Source organism: Fundicoccus sp. Sow4_F4 (assembly GCF_052116145.1).
Taxonomy (GTDB): Bacteria; Bacillota; Bacilli; order Lactobacillales; family Aerococcaceae; genus Fundicoccus.
In genome coordinates, this window is sequence record NZ_JBQKLQ010000001.1 from 694996 (window position 1) to 712322 (window position 17327).

Annotated in this window: 18 protein-coding genes and 1 riboswitch; of the genes, 1 reads left to right on the top strand and 17 read right to left on the bottom strand. The window is 36.4% G+C overall.

The features are described from left to right. Window positions 1-23: 23 nt before the first annotated feature. From ACTQ5J_RS03175 to ACTQ5J_RS03200, 6 genes are all read right to left on the bottom strand, one after another. Complete coding sequence (locus ACTQ5J_RS03175; RefSeq protein ID WP_441750555.1) at window positions 24-1328, bottom strand: tetratricopeptide repeat protein; 1305 nt, start codon at window positions 1326-1328, stop codon at window positions 24-26. A gap of 383 nt (window positions 1329-1711) precedes the next feature. Continuing rightward, window positions 1712-2041, bottom strand: a complete 330-nt coding sequence (locus ACTQ5J_RS03180) for an HU family DNA-binding protein (protein WP_441750784.1) — start codon at window positions 2039-2041, stop codon at window positions 1712-1714. A 105-nt stretch (window positions 2042-2146) separates the two neighbouring features. Continuing rightward, entirely contained in the window at window positions 2147-3460 is a 1314-nt protein-coding gene (gene der, locus ACTQ5J_RS03185; protein WP_441750556.1) for a ribosome biogenesis GTPase Der, read from the bottom strand. 111 nt (window positions 3461-3571) lie between these two features. Further along, the gene (gene rpsA, locus ACTQ5J_RS03190; RefSeq protein WP_441750557.1) at window positions 3572-4906 is read right to left on the bottom strand and encodes a 30S ribosomal protein S1; all 1335 of its coding nucleotides are present in this window, start codon (window positions 4904-4906) and stop codon (window positions 3572-3574) included. A 155-nt stretch (window positions 4907-5061) separates the two neighbouring features. Further along, window positions 5062-5730, bottom strand: coding sequence for a (d)CMP kinase (gene cmk / locus ACTQ5J_RS03195; RefSeq protein ID WP_441750558.1), 669 nt, complete (start codon window positions 5728-5730; stop codon window positions 5062-5064). A 105-nt stretch (window positions 5731-5835) separates the two neighbouring features. Beyond that, the gene (locus tag ACTQ5J_RS03200; RefSeq protein ID WP_441750559.1) at window positions 5836-6477 is read right to left on the bottom strand and encodes a LysM peptidoglycan-binding domain-containing protein; all 642 of its coding nucleotides are present in this window, start codon (window positions 6475-6477) and stop codon (window positions 5836-5838) included. A 183-nt stretch (window positions 6478-6660) separates the two neighbouring features. Here ACTQ5J_RS03200 and ACTQ5J_RS03205 point away from each other — a divergent pair, with 183 nt between their 5' ends. Beyond that, complete coding sequence (locus ACTQ5J_RS03205) at window positions 6661-6864, top strand: ferredoxin (protein WP_441750560.1); 204 nt, start codon at window positions 6661-6663, stop codon at window positions 6862-6864. Here ACTQ5J_RS03205 and ACTQ5J_RS03210 read toward each other — a convergent pair. The 11 genes from ACTQ5J_RS03210 to pfkA form a co-directional block, all read right to left on the bottom strand. Beyond that, on the bottom strand, window positions 6824-7465 hold the full coding sequence (locus ACTQ5J_RS03210; protein WP_441750561.1) for an ECF transporter S component: 642 nt from the start codon (window positions 7463-7465) through the stop codon (window positions 6824-6826). The genes ACTQ5J_RS03205 and ACTQ5J_RS03210 overlap by 41 nt on opposite strands. 136 nt (window positions 7466-7601) lie before the next feature. Further along, window positions 7602-7729: riboswitch (FMN riboswitch) on the bottom strand. Between the two features lie 78 nt (window positions 7730-7807). Continuing rightward, window positions 7808-8533, bottom strand: a complete 726-nt coding sequence (locus ACTQ5J_RS03215; protein ID WP_441750562.1) for a pseudouridine synthase — start codon at window positions 8531-8533, stop codon at window positions 7808-7810. A gap of 25 nt (window positions 8534-8558) precedes the next feature. Beyond that, window positions 8559-9149: an SMC-Scp complex subunit ScpB gene (gene scpB / locus ACTQ5J_RS03220; RefSeq protein WP_441750563.1), complete on the bottom strand. Its 591-nt coding sequence runs from the start codon at window positions 9147-9149 to the stop codon at window positions 8559-8561. A 4-nt stretch (window positions 9150-9153) separates the two neighbouring features. Then, window positions 9154-9906 (bottom strand): segregation and condensation protein A, encoded by a 753-nt coding sequence (locus tag ACTQ5J_RS03225; RefSeq protein WP_441750564.1) that lies wholly within the window; start codon window positions 9904-9906, stop codon window positions 9154-9156. A gap of 23 nt (window positions 9907-9929) precedes the next feature. Then, window positions 9930-10352: a hypothetical protein gene (locus ACTQ5J_RS03230; protein WP_441750565.1), complete on the bottom strand. Its 423-nt coding sequence runs from the start codon at window positions 10350-10352 to the stop codon at window positions 9930-9932. Between the two features lie 82 nt (window positions 10353-10434). Next, window positions 10435-11235, bottom strand: a complete 801-nt coding sequence (locus tag ACTQ5J_RS03235) for a purine-nucleoside phosphorylase (protein ID WP_441750566.1) — start codon at window positions 11233-11235, stop codon at window positions 10435-10437. Window positions 11236-11259: 24 nt separating this feature from the next. Continuing rightward, window positions 11260-12429 carry a phosphopentomutase gene (gene deoB / locus ACTQ5J_RS03240; protein ID WP_441750567.1) on the bottom strand — a complete coding sequence of 390 codons (1170 nt, stop codon included), beginning with the start codon at window positions 12427-12429 and terminating at the stop codon, window positions 11260-11262. Between the two features lie 33 nt (window positions 12430-12462). Then, window positions 12463-13359, bottom strand: a complete 897-nt coding sequence (gene xerD, locus ACTQ5J_RS03245; RefSeq protein ID WP_441750568.1) for a site-specific tyrosine recombinase XerD — start codon at window positions 13357-13359, stop codon at window positions 12463-12465. Between the two features lie 6 nt (window positions 13360-13365). Next, window positions 13366-14238 (bottom strand): CvfB family protein, encoded by an 873-nt coding sequence (locus ACTQ5J_RS03250; RefSeq protein WP_441750569.1) that lies wholly within the window; start codon window positions 14236-14238, stop codon window positions 13366-13368. Window positions 14239-14415: 177 nt separating this feature from the next. Continuing rightward, a complete protein-coding gene (gene pyk, locus ACTQ5J_RS03255) occupies window positions 14416-16173 on the bottom strand; it encodes a pyruvate kinase (RefSeq protein ID WP_441750570.1) in 1758 nt (585 codons plus the stop codon). Window positions 16174-16190: 17 nt separating this feature from the next. Continuing rightward, complete coding sequence (gene pfkA, locus ACTQ5J_RS03260) at window positions 16191-17168, bottom strand: 6-phosphofructokinase (RefSeq protein WP_441750571.1); 978 nt, start codon at window positions 17166-17168, stop codon at window positions 16191-16193. Window positions 17169-17327 lie beyond the last annotated feature (159 nt).

A 17327-nucleotide genomic window follows, 5' to 3' on the forward strand; every position in this document is an offset into this window, starting at 1 on the left:
AGTGAGCTGGTTTTTAATGAGTCCTAATAGTCTTGTGAGAGTGTCTTTCTCATTTGAGTTCTTAAACTCTTCAACTGCGCTGTGTCATAGATAGAATGTTTATATTTTTCTGCCACTTCAAAAGCTCTCTTAATATCGCCTATTGTTTGGTAGAATTTGACAATGTTAGAAACTAACTCTGATTCTGGTGCCATTTGTTCTAAAGCCAACAGATAAAACTTTTCGACATATTCCATCATGTTTAATTTTTCATAAGTAATCGCAAATAAATAACTCAACACTAGTTCATCTTCGAAAGCACCTGCTAACGTTTTAAGATAGTGTAAAGCATCTTGTGGTTTATCTGTTGCGATTTTATAGCGAACAAGATAACTAATAATTTTATACTGTTCCTCTGCATCATCTGTATACTCACAGTAATCAATCATCTTATTAATCAGTACTTGCGGAAACTCTTGAATTTTATTAGCCGCATCAGCCACTTCTAAAATCGTTTCATGGTAAGATGGTAACGCATTTGCTAACAAATGAATAATATCTTTTAATCCTTCTTTTTGTCCTGTCTCAACGTACAGTTCCATTAAGAGTAAACGTGCATCTAGGAAATCATAATCCATCGCAATAGCTTCAGCAGCATACGTGATCGCTTGTTGAAATTGAAAAGCTCTCTTATAGGCAAGTGCTAGAATAAACGCTTCTTCAGAATTTTCAACTGGTAAAGCTTCTGATAGCATTAGTTTTTCAATTTTTTCAATATCAATGACTTCTTTTGAAATTTCTATCTCGACTAGTTTTAGTCGAATTGTACGTCCATCTACTTGATCTTTAAAATAATCAAATGCTGTTTGATAAAAATACTCTGCTTTATCATAAATGTGATTTGTTAGGTATAACTCCGCTAACTCAACATAAGCTTGTGGCTTTGTCGGAAATTTCTTCACGTTCGCAAGCAATAAATCTTTCGCCTGGTTCATATCTCCTAGCTCAATTAAAATGCGAGCTTCTAAAAGAGACGTTTTATTACGTAAAGGGCCATCTAAACGCTTAATCCAAGCATATGCCTCCTCAAATTGGGCATATTCATAATACGCTTTTGAAATTAAATAAATTATGTTCGAATTTAGTTTAATCTCATATAAAACAGTTAAAATTTCAATTTGCATATCGCGGTAGCCAGTTTGTGCATAGTACTCGGCTACATTTATCAGCTCATTATAAATAATCGGATCAGTCTCTGCTTCAATATAATACTCTTCAAGCACAATCGACAATTGTTCCATATTCTCTAGCTGAGATAAATCTTTCATCATTTGATCAAACAATGACATATGACGCCTCCTTTTTTCAGGTCTGTATTATTATAACATGAACTCGAAGGCTTAAAAAGTTACATAGTCAAAATAATGAGCTTATCTCTATTTTGATAGATTTTGAATTAAATTAGGAAGTACTGACCTCTCAATTTTTTTAGTTTACCAGTAGATTTGTATTTTCTATATTGCTAATTAAAAACTTGGTCACATTTTTTGGGGGGCTAAGTATAAATAACTAGTTAGTTCGATTAAATTTATATCATAAGGAAAATAATATGGATATTTCGCGTTTAAGCAGAAGATTCGTTTAAGCCTACCGTCCCTTTTGTCCCCATTCTCATAAATACCCAAAATAAAAACCCCTAAGGCCTTCCGGCTCTAGGGGTTTTAATCTTAAATTATTTTACAGCGTCTTTTAAAGCTTTACCAGCTTTGAAGCCTGGAACTTTGCTAGCTGCGATTTCAATTTCTTCACCTGTTTGAGGGTTGCGACCTTTTCTTGCTGCACGGTCACGAACTTCAAAAGTACCGAAGCCAATTACTTGTACTTTCTCGCCTTCAGCAAGAACGTCTTGAATTGTTTCAAATAACGCTTCAACTGTTGCTGTAACGTCCTTCTTAGTTAAATTTGTTTTTGCTGCTACTCTTTCTACTAATTCTGCTTTGTTTGCCATCTTAGTATATCCTCCTTTAAAATAGTGCTCTTTTTGAGCAACTTTCTTTTTAATGAAATAAACCCGTGGGTATAATCATCTTGGTTATTTCTTTAATAGAATATCACATAAAACTTGCTATTACAATGTTTTACTATGATAACTAGTAATTTAACCAGATTATTTCCGTTCTCTTACGAGAAGTTTTAGAGGTGTTCCGTCGAAATAAAATGCATGACGCAATTGATTTTCTAAGAAACGTTCATAACTAAAATGCATCAATTCAACGTCATTGACAAAGACAACGAAAGTTGGTGGATTGACCGCGACTTGTGTCATGTAATAGATTTTTAGGCGACGGCCTTTGTCTGTCGGTGTAGGGTTCATTGCGACTGCATCACTTACTACATCGTTTAACACTGAAGATTGTACACGTCGATTACGGTTATCGTAAATCATCTCTAATAATTCAGGCAACTTATTTAGTCTTTGACCTGTTAATGCACTAACAAATAGAATCGGTGCAAAAGATAAATATTGAAATTCAGCCCGAATATCTTTAGTAAATTCTTCGAACTTTTTATCTGATTTATCCACAGCATCCCATTTATTTACAACGAGAATAATCCCTTTACCTGCGTCATATGCGTAACCGGCAACTCTTTTATCTTGTTCACGAATACCAGTTTCAGCATCAATTACAACACAGACAATATCACTACGATCAATCGCAGACATTGCTCTTAACACACTATACTTTTCAGTATGTTCGTACACTTTTCCACGTTTACGAATACCCGCTGTATCAATCATCGTAAATTCACGCCCATTTTCACTAGTAAATTTAGTATCTACGGCTTCTCGTGTTGTTCCCTCAATGTTAGAAACGATCACACGCTCTTCCTTTAAAATACTGTTTACTAAACTAGATTTACCAACGTTAGGTCGTCCGATAAAGCTAAATTTGATAGAGGTATCCTCTTCTGTTTCATCGCTGTCTGATGGCGCTTGAACCATAATTTCATCAAGTAAATCACCAAAACCAGTTCCGTGTGATCCAGAAACCGGGAATGGATCGCCATGACCTAATGCATAGAAATCATAAATCGCTTGTCTTTGCTCTGGGTTATCTGTTTTATTTACTGCTAAGATAACAGGTTTTTTCGTGCGATGTAATTGGTGACCAATTTCTTCATCAGCATCTGTCAAACCCTCTTGTGCACTAACGAGAAAAATAATAATGTCCGCTTCATCCATCGCGATTTCAGCTTGAAAACGCACTTGATCCATTAATGGCTCATCACTCATTTCAATCCCGCCTGTATCAATCAAACGAAACTCTTTGCCTAGCCATTCACCTGTGCCATAAATTCTGTCACGAGTCACACCTGGATAGTCTGCAACGATCGAAACACGCTCACCGATTAAACGGTTAAATACAGTCGATTTACCAACGTTTGGTCTTCCGACCAATGCTATAGTTGGAATACTCATTCTTCACTCACCTCCGTGATTTTCTTGTTAAATTCTAGAATTAGACAAAACAAGAGACTGACCAAGAATTAGTCAGTCTCCATGCCTTTAAATCCAATTCAAATACTTAAATTAGTCTTGTTCTGACTCTTCTGAGCTTAGTGCGTCAAAAGCATCACCTAACATATCAGCTAATGTGAAACTACCTTCTGATGATGTATCAGAATATGTTTCAGTTGCTGGTTTTTGTTTAGCTCTTGGTTTGCGTTGTCTTGGTGCAGATTCTCTCGCTGCTGGAGCTTCGCCTTCTTCTTGAGCAGGCTTGTCTAACAATGCTTTAATTGATAATGATAAACGTTGAGCTTCTGGATCAGCACTCAATACTTTCACTTCAATTTCTTGACCCTCTTGTAATTTTTCGTGAGGTGTCGCAATGTGTTCGTGAGCAATTTGAGAAATATGTACTAAACCTTCAACAGCTGGGAATACTTCAACGAAAGCACCAAAGCTTGTTAAGCGTTTAACAGTACCTGTTAATACAGATCCTTCTGGAGCTTTTTCTTCGATATTATCCCAAGGTCCAGCTAAAGTATCTTTAATTGATAATGACACTCTACCTTTTTCTTTATCTACAGATAAAACCTTAACATTAACTTTGTCGCCAATTGTTAAAACATCACTTGGTTTAGCAATGTGCTCGTGAGCAATGCGGCTGATATGAACTAATCCATCAACGCCACCTAAATCAACGAAAGCACCAAAGTTAGTTAAACGAGCTACTGTACCTTCAACTACTGAATCTTCTACTAATTCGTCCATTAAAGACTCACGTTTAGCTTCACGTTCTTTACGTGCAATTTCTTTATGAGATAAGATTAAACGGTTTTCGCTTGGCTCAATCTCAATAATAGCAAATTCTAAAGTTTTACCTTTATAAGAAGAAAAGTCTTCTACGAAGTGATCTTCAACCATTGATGCAGGTACGAATCCACGTACACCAGCGTCAACAACTAAACCACCTTTTACAACATCTTTAACAGGTGCTGTAATAGTTTCGCCTTTATCTGCTTTTTCTTGGATTTCAACCCAAACTTTTTTAGCGTCTACACGTTTTTTAGATAATAAGAAGTTTCCATTCTCTTTATCTTTAATAGGCTTCAACACTACTAATTCAATTTCATCACCAATGTTAACAATATCTGTTAACTCTTCGTAAGGTGCAGCTGATAATTCGTTTGGTGGGATTACACCCTCCAGGCCGCCACTTTCTTTAATTGCAACACGTACTTGATTGTCATCAAAAGCTAACACATCACCTTTAACAGTGTCGCCAACTTTAATATCTAAGACGCTTTCTAAAGCATCTTCCATTGAAGTCATTGTTGCTTCAACCTTTTCAGCTGATTCAACCTCTTCAGCTGATTCAACTTCTTCATTTAATTCATTATTCTCTACAAACTCTGACATCTACCAGTTCCTCCTAAGCGATTACCTAAAAATTGTTGCTTGTATAACTAGTATACAAACCACCTAATAATAATTGTAACAAATAAATCAACATTAGTCTAGTCGCTATTGTTATTAATTATTCCTTTAGATTTAATTTGATTTTAATTTAAAAATTATTCTGCTTTATTTAGATAGCTCAGAACAATTTCAATGTTCTCTTCAATCGATCCTTGTCCTGTATCTAGTGTAATTGCATCTTCCGCTTGTTTTAACGGACTATGCTCTCTAGTTGAATCATATTCATCACGGCGAATAATATCCGCTTTTAATTCTTCAAAGCTTTGACTTGTAATCCCTCTTGCTATATTCTCATCATACCTTCTTTGAGCTCTGATTTCTGGACTAGCAATAAAGAAAAATTTATAATCAGCTTCCGGCAACACGACGGTTCCAATATCACGACCATCCATAACTACCGAGTGTTCTTTTGCCATTGTTCTTTGACGCGCTACTAAATCTTCTCTAACAAAATCAAGAGCAGATACAGCAGAGACATTCTGAGAAACCTCAACACTACGAATAGCCTCTTCAACATCCTCATTATTTAAAAACAAATGTTGAACCCCATCGACAAATTCAAAAGATAGATCAATCTCTTTTAAAATGGTTTCTATTCGTTCGATATTATCAACTGCTACCTTTTGACGAAGGACGGCCAGAGTCACTCCTCTATACATAGCGCCAGTATCAATATATGTGATACTTAATCGTTTCGCAATTTGTTTCGCGATTGTACTTTTACCTGATGCTGCTGGACCATCAATTGCAATTGTTATACTCATGTCATTACTCCTTTATATTCGAAAACATCGTTGTAAACATAGAAAATCACGTTTCTCTACGCTAAGTGCACGAATTGAGAAACGTGATTTAAGAATTTATAAGAACTATGGAATAACTATTGTGTCACCTGGATAAATTGCTGTATCAATCGTTGCACCGTTAGCTTGTGCTAATTGATAAACATCCACTCCATAAGCTGTAGCAATACCATACCAAGAGTCTCCTGCTTGAATCACATAAAAACTTCCAGCTGGTTCTGGTGCTGGTGTTGGTGTCTCTTCCACTGGCGGAGTTGTTTCCACTGGTGGCGTTGACTCAACTACTGATGATTCTGGTGCTGTACTCTCATCAATTTCTCGTGAACTGATTGATTCAGATTCACTTGACGATTCAGATTCAGATTCACTTGAAACTGTCGATTCGCTAGACGCTATTGAGCTTTGGTCAATTTGAATCTGCGAAGTAGTTCTTTGCGGAATTTGGTTTTCCGATCTTTGAGCACTTACAAACCAATACAATAAAAAAGGTGATAACAACGTAATTACTAATAAGAATAACAATACTTTTGACAAAGTAGTTGCTTCCTTAACAGGTTGATTACGTGCAGCGCGTGAGTATTGTCTGGTTTTCAAATTCTCATCTTCACCGAATTTTTTATTCCAAGGCGCTTTAAATTTACTTTCTTGTTTTGGTTGTTGCTCATCTTGATGTTCTTGATTTTCATTTAGTTCGTTATCTTTTGCCATCAAAATTCCTCCTACATATGTTATACTATTAATAACATATTTATTCTAGAATAGCTAGTCAGACTATTCGTAATAGCATACTATCATCATACTTTATTTTAAAAAAATAGAAAATATACAAAGCCTTTTAATACCGAAAAGATACGGTATTGTAATTACATTGTAACAAATGGCGGTGAGAAAGTGAACAAATTACACATAATCCCTGAAAAATGCATCGCTTGCGGTTTATGTTACTTACATTATCCGGAAGTTTTTGACTGCAACGATGAAGGAATAGCCTTCATAAAAAAAGAGAGTACCACTCGCCAACAAGACGAGAGTACTCCAGCAGTTTATAGATGCCCTACCCGTGCGATTGAGATAGTCGACCATCAGTTGAATTAATTGAACTTTTTTCAAAGGAATATGCTTCGTAAAGCATATTTCTTTTTTTCATAATTGGAACTAATGTTTTAAACACAGCCAATTGACCAAATACTAAGAACACACCTTTGATTAAGTTAAACGGGATAATAATGGATACGACGTAAACAAAAAGATCTGGTATTGGGAAATTCAATACGGCTACATACCATGGCAAAGCCACATAGTAGTTGAAAATTGCCATTGATATTACTAAAAATGTGACTAAAGAAGTACTCATCAAAACATATTTAAATTTAATAGATAGTTGTTTCAAATTAGATAAAATATAGTGAGTTGGTAAAAACATTGCCATCGATGCAATAAAACTCATAATCACACCAATTGGTAGACCCGCTTGTCCTCCACCCATTATATAATTTAATAAATCTCGTGTACCTGCTACAACAATTGCCCCAATTGGACCATTTGCTAGTAAACCAATCAAAACCATCAAGTCACTGAAATCAATTTTTAAAAACGGAGCTGCCGGCAGAATAGGAAAATCAAATGTCCTCAATACAATTGCCCATGCCCCCAAAATTGCTAAAAAAACCAAACGCGATAACTTCATGTTTTTCATTACTTTTTCTCCTTCCACGTCTATGGAATAGAAAGCAAATCAACCACTATGAGTTGATAATGCCTACAAAAATACACCGAATCTGCCTCAAAAAAACTCTTCGGCAAATACGGTGTAGTAAATAAGCATAATCATGCAATCTCTTCTACTATCAGACTTTACTGTCGGTACTGGAATTACACCAGTTCATCTAAGCAATGAAATCATTGCAAAGTCGTGGACTATACCACCGGTCGGGAATTTCACCCTGCCCCGAAGACGTATTGTTTTATTTGTTAAAAGTATAACATGTTTTTTATGACATAACAAGCATAAAATAAATTTATTCTTATACTAATTTGATTATTTAGAACTTTTTGCTAATTTTAGCAATTTATCTACTTCAAAGGCTGTTAAATCGCGCCATTGACCAACATGTAAATTATAAATATCTAAAAATGCGAATCTTTCGCGTTTAAGTTTCATAACCGGATGACCGACCGATTCAAACATTCTTTTTACCTGGTGGTTCCAACCTTCGTGAATAGTCAATTCAACAATAGCCGTCCCATTAGTTGGATTTGATGTTAATAAATTAGCTTTTGCTTTAGCTGTCTTTTTCCCATCTAAAACAACGCCTCTTTCTAACTTATTTAATGAAGCTTGTGTAGGAATCCCTTGAACTTTTGCTACATATACTTTATCAATCTGATATTTAGGATGCATCAATAAATTGGCAAATTCACCATCATTCGTCAAAACAATTAAACCCGTTGTATCATAATCTAAACGGCCAACTGGATAAATTCTCTCAGTGACCCCTTCAATTAGATCCAAAACAACTTTACGTCCTTTATCATCACTGACCGCACTGATCACTGAACGTGGTTTATTCAGTAAAATATAACGTGGTTCTTCTTTATAAATAGGCACTTGATCAACTTCGATTCGATCAGTCGCATTAACCTTTACGCCTAATTCTCGAACAACTTCTCCATTAACTTTAACGCGACCATCCAATATTAATTGTTCGCATTTTCGACGACTGTCTACACCTGCATGCGCCATTACTTTTTGCAATCTTTCCATCTATCTACACCTCTTGTTCTTTCGATTAGTTCTCTAATTCATCATATAATTCAATCTGCCAATTTTTAGTAGAAAATAATTCTTCTACTGCGGATTCGGAATTTAATTCCAATGGTTCGACTTCCGGTAAATCTTCTAAAGACTGTAAGCCAAAATAATCCATAAAGTAATTTGTTATACCGTATAGGACAGGTCTTCCTGGCGCTTCGACTCGCCCTACCTCTTTAACTAAGTCTCGACCTATCAGCTTTTGAATCATACTTGCTGAAGAGACTCCTCTTACTTCATCTACTGCCAGACGTGTAATTGGTTGTCGATAAGCAATGATTGCTAACGTTTCGATCGCAGCACGTGTCAACGTGTTTTTATAAGGTGACTGAGCATAAGTTTCAACATCCTGTGCTACCTCTTTTTTGGTAACAAGTACATAGTGTTGATTGAAATTGACTAATTCAATTGGAGAGTCTTCATCTGAATATAAATTCAATTTTAATTGCTGTAATGCTGCGTCAATCGCTTTAACATTTTCATTCAATGAATTCGATAAATGTTCTCGGCTGACACCTTCTTGTCCTGAGACAAACAGAATCGCATGCACTCGTTTAATTAAATTCATTCTTCTAAGCCTCTCCCTTTGCTTTAAGTATTTCAATTGGCTGTAATGCTTCATTTTGATTGAATATAATTGCTTTTTTTCTAACTAACTCTAGCATAGCCATAAAAGTTGTAATTACTTCATGACGACTATTATGGTGAATTAGATCATTAAAATGAATCGAATCGTTTGCATCCAAGCCATTCAAAACTGATAAAATATCATCCATTCTTTGCGAAACAGTTAATGGATCATGAATTATTTCTTTTTGTTTTGGTGCTCTTTCTAACTCTCTTTGTAAAGCCAAAGACATCGCTTCGCTTAATTGTTGAAGCGTGATATCCCCCTCATCTAAAGGAACAAATTGTTGCAGTAAAGACAAGTCTTCGCTGGGCCGTGTATAAAGCTTTGCACGTTCAATTTGTTTTAATTCTAGAGCGGTCGCAACATCTTGAAATTGTTGATACAACAGTAATTGTTGAACTAAAACCTGACGAGGATCCTCTGATTCATAGTCCCCTTCAAATTCTGGATCGGGTTCAATTGGCAACAAAAGGCGACTTTTTATTTCTAGCAAAGTCGCCGCCATAACCAAATAATCTCCAGCAACATCGAGTTGAAACTCTTGAATCGAATGAAGATAGCTTAAGTATTGTGAGGTTATCTCACTCATTGGAATATCATTGATATCCACTTTCATTTGCTTAATCAAATGCAATAGTAAATCAAAGGGACCCTGAAATGCCTCCAACTCCAATTTTAATTCAGTATTTGACATATCTACCCTCATTCTCCACTAAATCATTTAGACTGTGCATCGTTATATTGTTGTGCCCATTTTGAAACTAAATCAATCGTTTTATTCGTTGTTGTTCCTATAATTGTCGCATTCGGATGTGAATGACGTAAATCATTATAAATCTTATAGCCGATGCCTTCATTTCTAAAAGAAGGTATCACTGCTACTCGTTGAACCATGATATTCTCTCGAATTGAAATTTCATCCTCACTATTGGTAACCGAGGATTGATTATGTTCAACAGCCATAACGCCGACATAATTTCCAGAAGAATCATCTTTGTATAGATAAATCTCACGATTATCGTCATTACGATAATTCTCTAACAGTTCTTTTAAAACTTCAGTTTTAACATTGTCATCATATGTATAAGATAATAACCCTAACACAATTTTTTCGTTTTTATTTTTAGAACGTATTAGCATATTCATCCTCCTTCCTTAGCTCCACTTTTGAGATAATAGCATTCAAAACATGAAATTTCAACTATCAAGCCGTAAAGTAGTCTTATGCGCGTTTCACTAAATCTTTAATTAATTTCTTAAAGCGTGGTTTAACAACAGTCGTTACATCAACTACTTCATCATGGTTTAGCGAAGCTTGCATACCTGCTGCTAAGTTAGTAATACATGAAATACCAAACACTTCCATTCCACAATGTTTTCCAACAATCGCTTCTGGTACGGTTGACATACCTACAGCGTCCGCTCCGATTGTACGAGCAAATCTAATTTCTGCTGGAGTTTCATAGGTAGGTCCCGTAAACCAAGCATATACACCTTGTTGTAAGTGCAATTGGTTATCTTTCGCGATTTCAATTAATAGGTTCTGACCACGTTTACTATATGTTTCTGTCATATCAACGAATCGTGGTCCATGCGCGTCAATATTCTCACCGATCAATGGATTTTCACCGGTTAGGTTAATTTGATCAGTAATAATCATTAAATCACCAGGTACGAATGACGTGTTTACACCACCTGCAGCATTCGTTACCACTAATTTACTTACTCCAAGCTCTTTAAAAACTCTTACTGGATAAGTCACTGTTTGTAAGTCATAACCTTCGTAGTAGTGGAAACGGCCTTGTAAAGCAATCACTTTACGACCAGACAATGTTCCATAAACTAATTGACCAGCATGACCTTTAACAGTTGAAACTGGAAAATTTGGAATATCTTCGTAAGGAATTTTCACAGCATCTTCAATATCGTCTGCTAATTCCCCTAGACCTGACCCTAAAATCAAGCCAATTTCTGGTTCAATGATTCCTTTTGAAACTAAGTAATCTTTTGTATCTTTAAACATATACATTTCCTCGCTTTATAATTTTTAGATTAATTGTGATAAGAACGACGTTCCGTTTTCAGTCTGTTTAACACCAAAGTTTTCTGAAATAGTTGCCGCAATATCACTAAAATACCTTGCCTTCAATTCTTTTGCTTGAGTAAATTTCGGGCTGTAAATTAAAATTGGCACATACTCTCTTGTATGATCCGTTCCTGGATAAGTCGGGTCATTACCATGGTCCGCCGTTAAAATAAGTAAGTCGTTTTCTTTTAAGTTAGCGTAGATTTCTGGTAAACGGCCATCGAACTCTTCTAGCGCTTCTGCATAGCCTTCAACATTACGACGATGACCGTAAACTGCATCAAAATCAACAAGATTTGTAAAGCTTAGGCCTTTGAAATCTTCTCCTAATTTAGCAATTAACTTATCAACACCATCCATATTATCAGTCGTACGAATTGCTTCAGTTAGTCCTTGTCCATTAAAAATGTCATTAATCTTACCAATTGAAATGACATCTAAAGCCGCTTCTTTTAAGTAATCTAATGTAGTTTCTCCAAACGGACTTAGAGCATAATCGTGACGATTACTTGTACGCTTAAAGTTACCAGGCGCTCCTAAGTATGGACGCGCAATAATGCGACCTAACATATAGGGTTCTTCTAATGTAATCTCACGACAGAATTCACAGATACGGTATAATTCTTCTAAAGGGATAATTTCTTCATGGGCTGCAATTTGTAAAACGGAATCTGCAGATGTATACACGATTAAGTCTCTCGTTTTCATCTGGTATTCTCCTAATTCGTCTAAAATCTCTGTTCCTGATGCTGGTTTGTTCCCAACAATCTTTCTACCTGAAAACTCTTCAATTTGGTCAAGTAACTCTTTGGGAAAACCATCCGGAAACACTCTAAATGGCTTTTCAATTTTTAAGCCCATAATTTCCCAGTGTCCCGTCATCGTATCTTTACCAACTGACACTTCTTCTAACTTTGTCCAATAACCCTTCGTTGTTTCTTGAGCTTCTAGTCCTTCCAAAGCCTCAATATTCGCTAGGCCAAGTTCTACCATATTAGGAACTTTTAACCCTGCATTTTTAGCAATGTTTCCTAAAGTATGGGAATTTAAATCATTAAACTCAGCTGCATCTGGTGCCTCTCCTATACCGACTGAATCTAGTACTACTAAATGAATTCGATCAAAACTCATCAAAAAACCTCCTATTAATATTGTTTGATTATTTTATGCTCTTGGAAAATATTGCCGATAGACTTTCTGCAATCTTTGTTTAGAGATATGTGTATAAATCTGCGTCGTGGAGATATCTGAATGCCCCAACAACTCTTGAACCATACGTAAATCTGCTCCATTTTCCAGTAAATGTGTTGCGAATGAATGCCTTAGCATATGTGGTGACACGTCTTGATCCACATTAGCTAATGCAACATATTTTTTGAGGTTTTTCCAAATACCTTGTCTGGTAAATTGTTTGCCTCTTTCTGTTAAGAAAACAGAGTGTGTTGCAGTTGTTCCTTTCAAAGCAAAGCTTGGTCTGACTAAATCCAAATAGCGTTGTAACCAATACTCAGCTTCTTCTCCTAAAGGAACTAACCGCTCCTTATCACCCTTACCTACTGTTTGAATAAAACCTAAATCTAGATGTAATTCATCCAAGCTCAATTGAGTTAATTCAGTCACACGTAAGCCTGTCGCATACATTACTTCTAATATCGTACGATCTCTTAATCCCCATAGAGTTGAGGTATCTGGTGCTTGAATCAGCGCTTCTACTTCTTTCATCGTCAAGACTTTTGGAAGCCTTTGAGCTTTTTTAGGCCCTTGAATTAAAGTTAATGGATTCTGTTTAATCATGCTTTCTTTCATTAAGTAAATGAAGAATTGCTTTAAGGATGAAATCATTCGACTCGTTGTACTATTAGCATAACCTGCTTGTCTTAAGTGTGCTAGAAAAAGTTGTATGGTTTGTTGATCCACTTCAATTATTTCCGTCAAATCTTGTTCTTCCAAAAAAAGAATGAATTTGTTTAAATCAAGCTGGTAACTTTTAATCGTATTCTCTGATTTACCTTGATCAATCAGAAGATAGCGTTTAAACTCCTCAATAAGCTCTTCAAACATTAGTCATTATTCCGAATCGTTTTTAAGCAAATAAATTCCGTCACCTTTAACTTGCTTAATCATAGAATTCTTCATTAAGTTTCCAACGGCTCGCTTGAATTGGGCTTTACTTATCCCCAATTGTTGTTTAATTTCGTCTGGCGCTGACTTATCATGTAATGGTAAGTGCTCATTTGGCATTTTCTGTAAAACTGCAATCAACATTTTAGCATCATCATCAATTGCTTCGTGGGCACGAGGATTTAGGGATATATTGATTCCACCATCCGTGCGGACTCCAACAACACGTCCTTGTAGCACTTGTCCTAAACGAGGCTCGTTTTGTCTTTCACTCTCATGCAAGAAGGCTGAAAATCCTTCTTCAGTGATTGCTAAGGAACCTGCCATTTTTAATTGATAAACAGTTGCTGTAATGTCTTGATTTTTTAATCTCATAGGTGCTTTGATGAAGAGCTCTGCCATTTTTTCAGCATCTGCCATATGTCCCCAGAATCTATTACGATCATCGACTGAGTAAGTCAGGTACAAGCGATCGCCTTTTTTGGGCCATAAATGATTAAGTAATGGTAAATCATCTAGTGAAACAACGACTTCCTTATTCAATAAACCTACATCAACGAAAACGCCTAAGTCTTTACGGCTAGAAACCACTGTTCCCCAGCCATAATAATTTGGACGAATATCAGGTAAATCTACTTGAATGACTTTCTTACCGGTTTGTGTTTCGTAAACCATTCCTTCAACTTCTTCACCATTGTTTAATGCTTCCTCAACGTCTGTTTTTGCTAAAGCAAACGTGACCCCTTGACTCTGTACGAAATATTCTTTCTCGTTTTCATCGGTTACAACTGCCGTTACTATCTCACCATATTTAATCATTGTGATTCACTACCTCTCATTTATCTACTTTCGGAATATCGTCTTGACTATTATAGCATTTATTCCAAAAGAAAAGACGAACCTTCCCTTGTGTCATAGTTAGTTTTAGTGGTATCGATTTCGCCAACTAAAAAACCAACATGCCCTAGGGAAGATTTCGTCTAAATATACTTATTCTTAAATACTAATTGTTGCACCACGGTAGATTATGCCACGTCGTGCATCTACTGTAATTAATTCATTATTCTTAATTTTTTCTAATGCGCCTTCTGCACTTACAATTACTGGAATTCCTCTTTCTAAACCAATAACTGATGCGTGAGAAGTGATTCCGCCTTGCTCAACAATGATTGCGCCAACTTTTTCTAATGCAGGAGCATACTCTTTATCCGTTGATTTAACAACTAATACAGAGCCTACAACAGCGTTATCGTTTGCAGTTTTAGCATCTTGGGCTAATACAGCTTTACCGATAAAGTTTCCGCTACCAACACCTTGACCTTTAACTAATTGTGTACCAATTAATTGAATTTTCATGATGTTTGTTGTTCCTGCTTCACCTACTGGTACACCAGCCGTAATGATAATTAAATCACCTTCGTTAGCATAACCTTTTTCTTGAGATAATGCAGTTGCAGAATCTAACATCTCATCAGTAGAACCTGGTTTTTCGATGACATAAGCTTCTACACCCCAAGTTAATGCTAATGGACGAGCTGAGATTTCATCAAAAGTAGCTGCAAGAATATGAGCTTGTGGACGGTATTTAGCAATCATGTTAGCAGTATGACCTGAAGAAGTCGCTGCAACAATTGTTTTAATCCCTAAGTTACGCGCTGTATGTCCAACTGCTTGACCAATTGCTTCAGTTAAATCATCATTGCCGTAGCTTTTCAATGTGTAAGCATCTTGACCAACAAAAGCTTCTTCTGTACGTGAACAAATACTTGCCATCGTTCTAACTGCTTCAACTGGATAATCTCCAGCAGCTGTTTCACCAGAAAGCATTACCGCATCGGTACCATCAAAGATAGCGTTCGCTACGTCTCCTGCTTCAGCACGTGTAGGACGTGGATTCTTTTGCATTGAGTCTAACATTTGAGTTGCTGTTATAACTGGTTTACCAGCTTGGTTACATTTCTTGATGATTTGTTTTTGAACAATCGGAACATCTTCCGTTGGAATTTCAACTCCCAAGTCACCACGAGCAACCATGATTGCGTCAGAAACTTGTAAGATTTCATCGATATTCTGTACGCCTTCTTCGTTCTCAATTTTAGAAACGATTTTAATATGGCCAAAGCCTTCGTCTTCTAAAACAGCACGAATTTCCATTACATCACTCGCTCTACGAACGAAACTTGCTGCAACAAAGTCAATTCCTTGCTGTGCGCCAAAGCGAATATCTGATTCGTCTTTTTCAGTGATCGCAGGTAGGTTCAATTTCGCTCCAGGTACGTTGATACCTTTTTTAGTTTTAATTGTTCCTGTATTTTGTACTTCAGTGACAATTTCATTGTTTTCACGGTCAATTTTAGTCACATTTAATTCAATCAAACCATCATCAATTAAAATTTTAGTTCCAAGTTCAACATCGTTGATTAATTCTGGGTATGAAACAGAGAACTTTTCAGCATTTCCGACGATTTCTTCCATCGCAATACGGACTGTTGAGCCTTTAACAAGTTCTGCTTGATTGTTTTCAATTTCGTGTGTACGAATTTCTGGCCCTTTAGTATCTAATAAAATAGCCACTAATTTTCCAGTTTCCTCACGAGCAGCTTTCAGTTTATTGAAACGCTCTAAATGTTCTTCGTGAGATCCATGTGAGAAGTTAAAACGTGCAACGTTCATCCCTTCATTAATTAACTGTGTTAAGATTTCCTTTGTGTCTGAAGCAGGTCCTAATGTACATACAATTTTAGTTTTTTTCATTGATTGAAGCTCCTTTTTTAGTCTATTACGCGATCAGTTAGCTCTAAGTTTAATTCATATAAATCTTCCCGTACTTTATGTTTAGTTTTTTCAAGTGTTTCAACAATATCAAAGACTGCTAATTCCTCGTTGATAATCCCAACATAAATACCTGATTGTGCATGAATTAGTAAATCTACTGCTTTAGCTCCCATTAATGTAGCAAATACACGATCTCGTCCAGTTGGATTTCCACCACGTTGAATATGTGACAATGTTACCCCACGTACACTTTGCCCAGGTGCTACTTCACTATACTGCTTAACGAATGCCTCAACACCCATTACACCTTCTGCTAAAACAATCATAGAATAATCTTTACCAGCTGCACGACCTGCTGTAACGCGTCTAGCCACATCCACTAGGTCATACTCTTCTTCTGGAATAATAATGGCGTCTGCACCGGCAGCAATACCTGCCCAAATAGCAATATCTCCAGCGTGACGTCCCATAACTTCAACAACAAAGGTTCGGTTATGTGATGCAGCTGTATCTGAAATATTATCAATCGCTTCTAAAGCGACAGTCATCGCTGAGTCAAAACCAATTGTATACTCCGTACCTGGAATATCGTTATCAATCGTTCCTGGAATTCCAATTGCTGGGAATCCGTGTCTTGTAAGAGCTAGCGCACCCCCAAATGAGCCGTCTCCTCCAATAACGATTAAACCATCAATTTCATGCTTTTTAAGTTGTTCAATTGCTGCTAGTTGCGTTGCTTCTTCTTTAAATTCCGGATAACGAGCGGTATAAAGCATCGTTCCTCCGCGCTTTACTTGATGATGGACATCCGCAACTGTTAAAGGAATGAACTCTCCCTCAACCAGTCCTTTGTACCCAAACTTCACACCTAGTACTTCAATACCATGGTGCAAGCCTTGTTCAACTACCGCACGAATGGCAGCGTTCATACCAGGGGCGTCTCCACCACTTGTTAATACTGCAATGCGTTTCATCTATTCACCTCAAAATAAAAAATTTAATAATAATTACACACACACGGCCTATTCTACCACTAATTGTAAGAGTTGTCATATTTTTTCAGTAAAGTTAACGAGGTTTATATAAAGTAAGAATCACATGAGAAAGACTTCATCAAAAAATGGGCTAACTTT

What these genes read in the sequence shown, in the direction of transcription:
- ACTQ5J_RS03235 (WP_441750566.1), bottom strand. Translation starts at nt 11,235, where the DNA reads ATGTTTAAAGATACAAAAGATTACTTAGTTTCAAAAGGAATCATTGAA.
- rpsA (WP_441750557.1), bottom strand. Translation starts at nt 4,906, where the DNA reads ATGTCAGAGTTTGTAGAGAATAATGAATTAAATGAAGAAGTTGAATCA.
- ACTQ5J_RS03225 (WP_441750564.1), bottom strand. Translation starts at nt 9,906, where the DNA reads ATGTCAAATACTGAATTAAAATTGGAGTTGGAGGCATTTCAGGGTCCC.
- pfkA (WP_441750571.1), bottom strand. Translation starts at nt 17,168, where the DNA reads ATGAAACGCATTGCAGTATTAACAAGTGGTGGAGACGCCCCTGGTATG.
- pyk (WP_441750570.1), bottom strand. Translation starts at nt 16,173, where the DNA reads ATGAAAAAAACTAAAATTGTATGTACATTAGGACCTGCTTCAGACACA.
- der (WP_441750556.1), bottom strand. Translation starts at nt 3,460, where the DNA reads ATGAGTATTCCAACTATAGCATTGGTCGGAAGACCAAACGTTGGTAAA.
- deoB (WP_441750567.1), bottom strand. Translation starts at nt 12,429, where the DNA reads ATGAGTTTTGATCGAATTCATTTAGTAGTACTAGATTCAGTCGGTATA.
- ACTQ5J_RS03210 (WP_441750561.1), bottom strand. Translation starts at nt 7,465, where the DNA reads ATGAAAAACATGAAGTTATCGCGTTTGGTTTTTTTAGCAATTTTGGGG.
- ACTQ5J_RS03215 (WP_441750562.1), bottom strand. Translation starts at nt 8,533, where the DNA reads ATGGAAAGATTGCAAAAAGTAATGGCGCATGCAGGTGTAGACAGTCGT.
- scpB (WP_441750563.1), bottom strand. Translation starts at nt 9,149, where the DNA reads ATGAATTTAATTAAACGAGTGCATGCGATTCTGTTTGTCTCAGGACAA.
- cmk (WP_441750558.1), bottom strand. Translation starts at nt 5,730, where the DNA reads ATGAGTATAACAATTGCAATTGATGGTCCAGCAGCATCAGGTAAAAGT.
- ACTQ5J_RS03230 (WP_441750565.1), bottom strand. Translation starts at nt 10,352, where the DNA reads ATGCTAATACGTTCTAAAAATAAAAACGAAAAAATTGTGTTAGGGTTA.
- xerD (WP_441750568.1), bottom strand. Translation starts at nt 13,359, where the DNA reads ATGTTTGAAGAGCTTATTGAGGAGTTTAAACGCTATCTTCTGATTGAT.
- ACTQ5J_RS03175 (WP_441750555.1), bottom strand. Translation starts at nt 1,328, where the DNA reads ATGTCATTGTTTGATCAAATGATGAAAGATTTATCTCAGCTAGAGAAT.
- ACTQ5J_RS03250 (WP_441750569.1), bottom strand. Translation starts at nt 14,238, where the DNA reads ATGATTAAATATGGTGAGATAGTAACGGCAGTTGTAACCGATGAAAAC.
- ACTQ5J_RS03200 (WP_441750559.1), bottom strand. Translation starts at nt 6,477, where the DNA reads ATGGCAAAAGATAACGAACTAAATGAAAATCAAGAACATCAAGATGAG.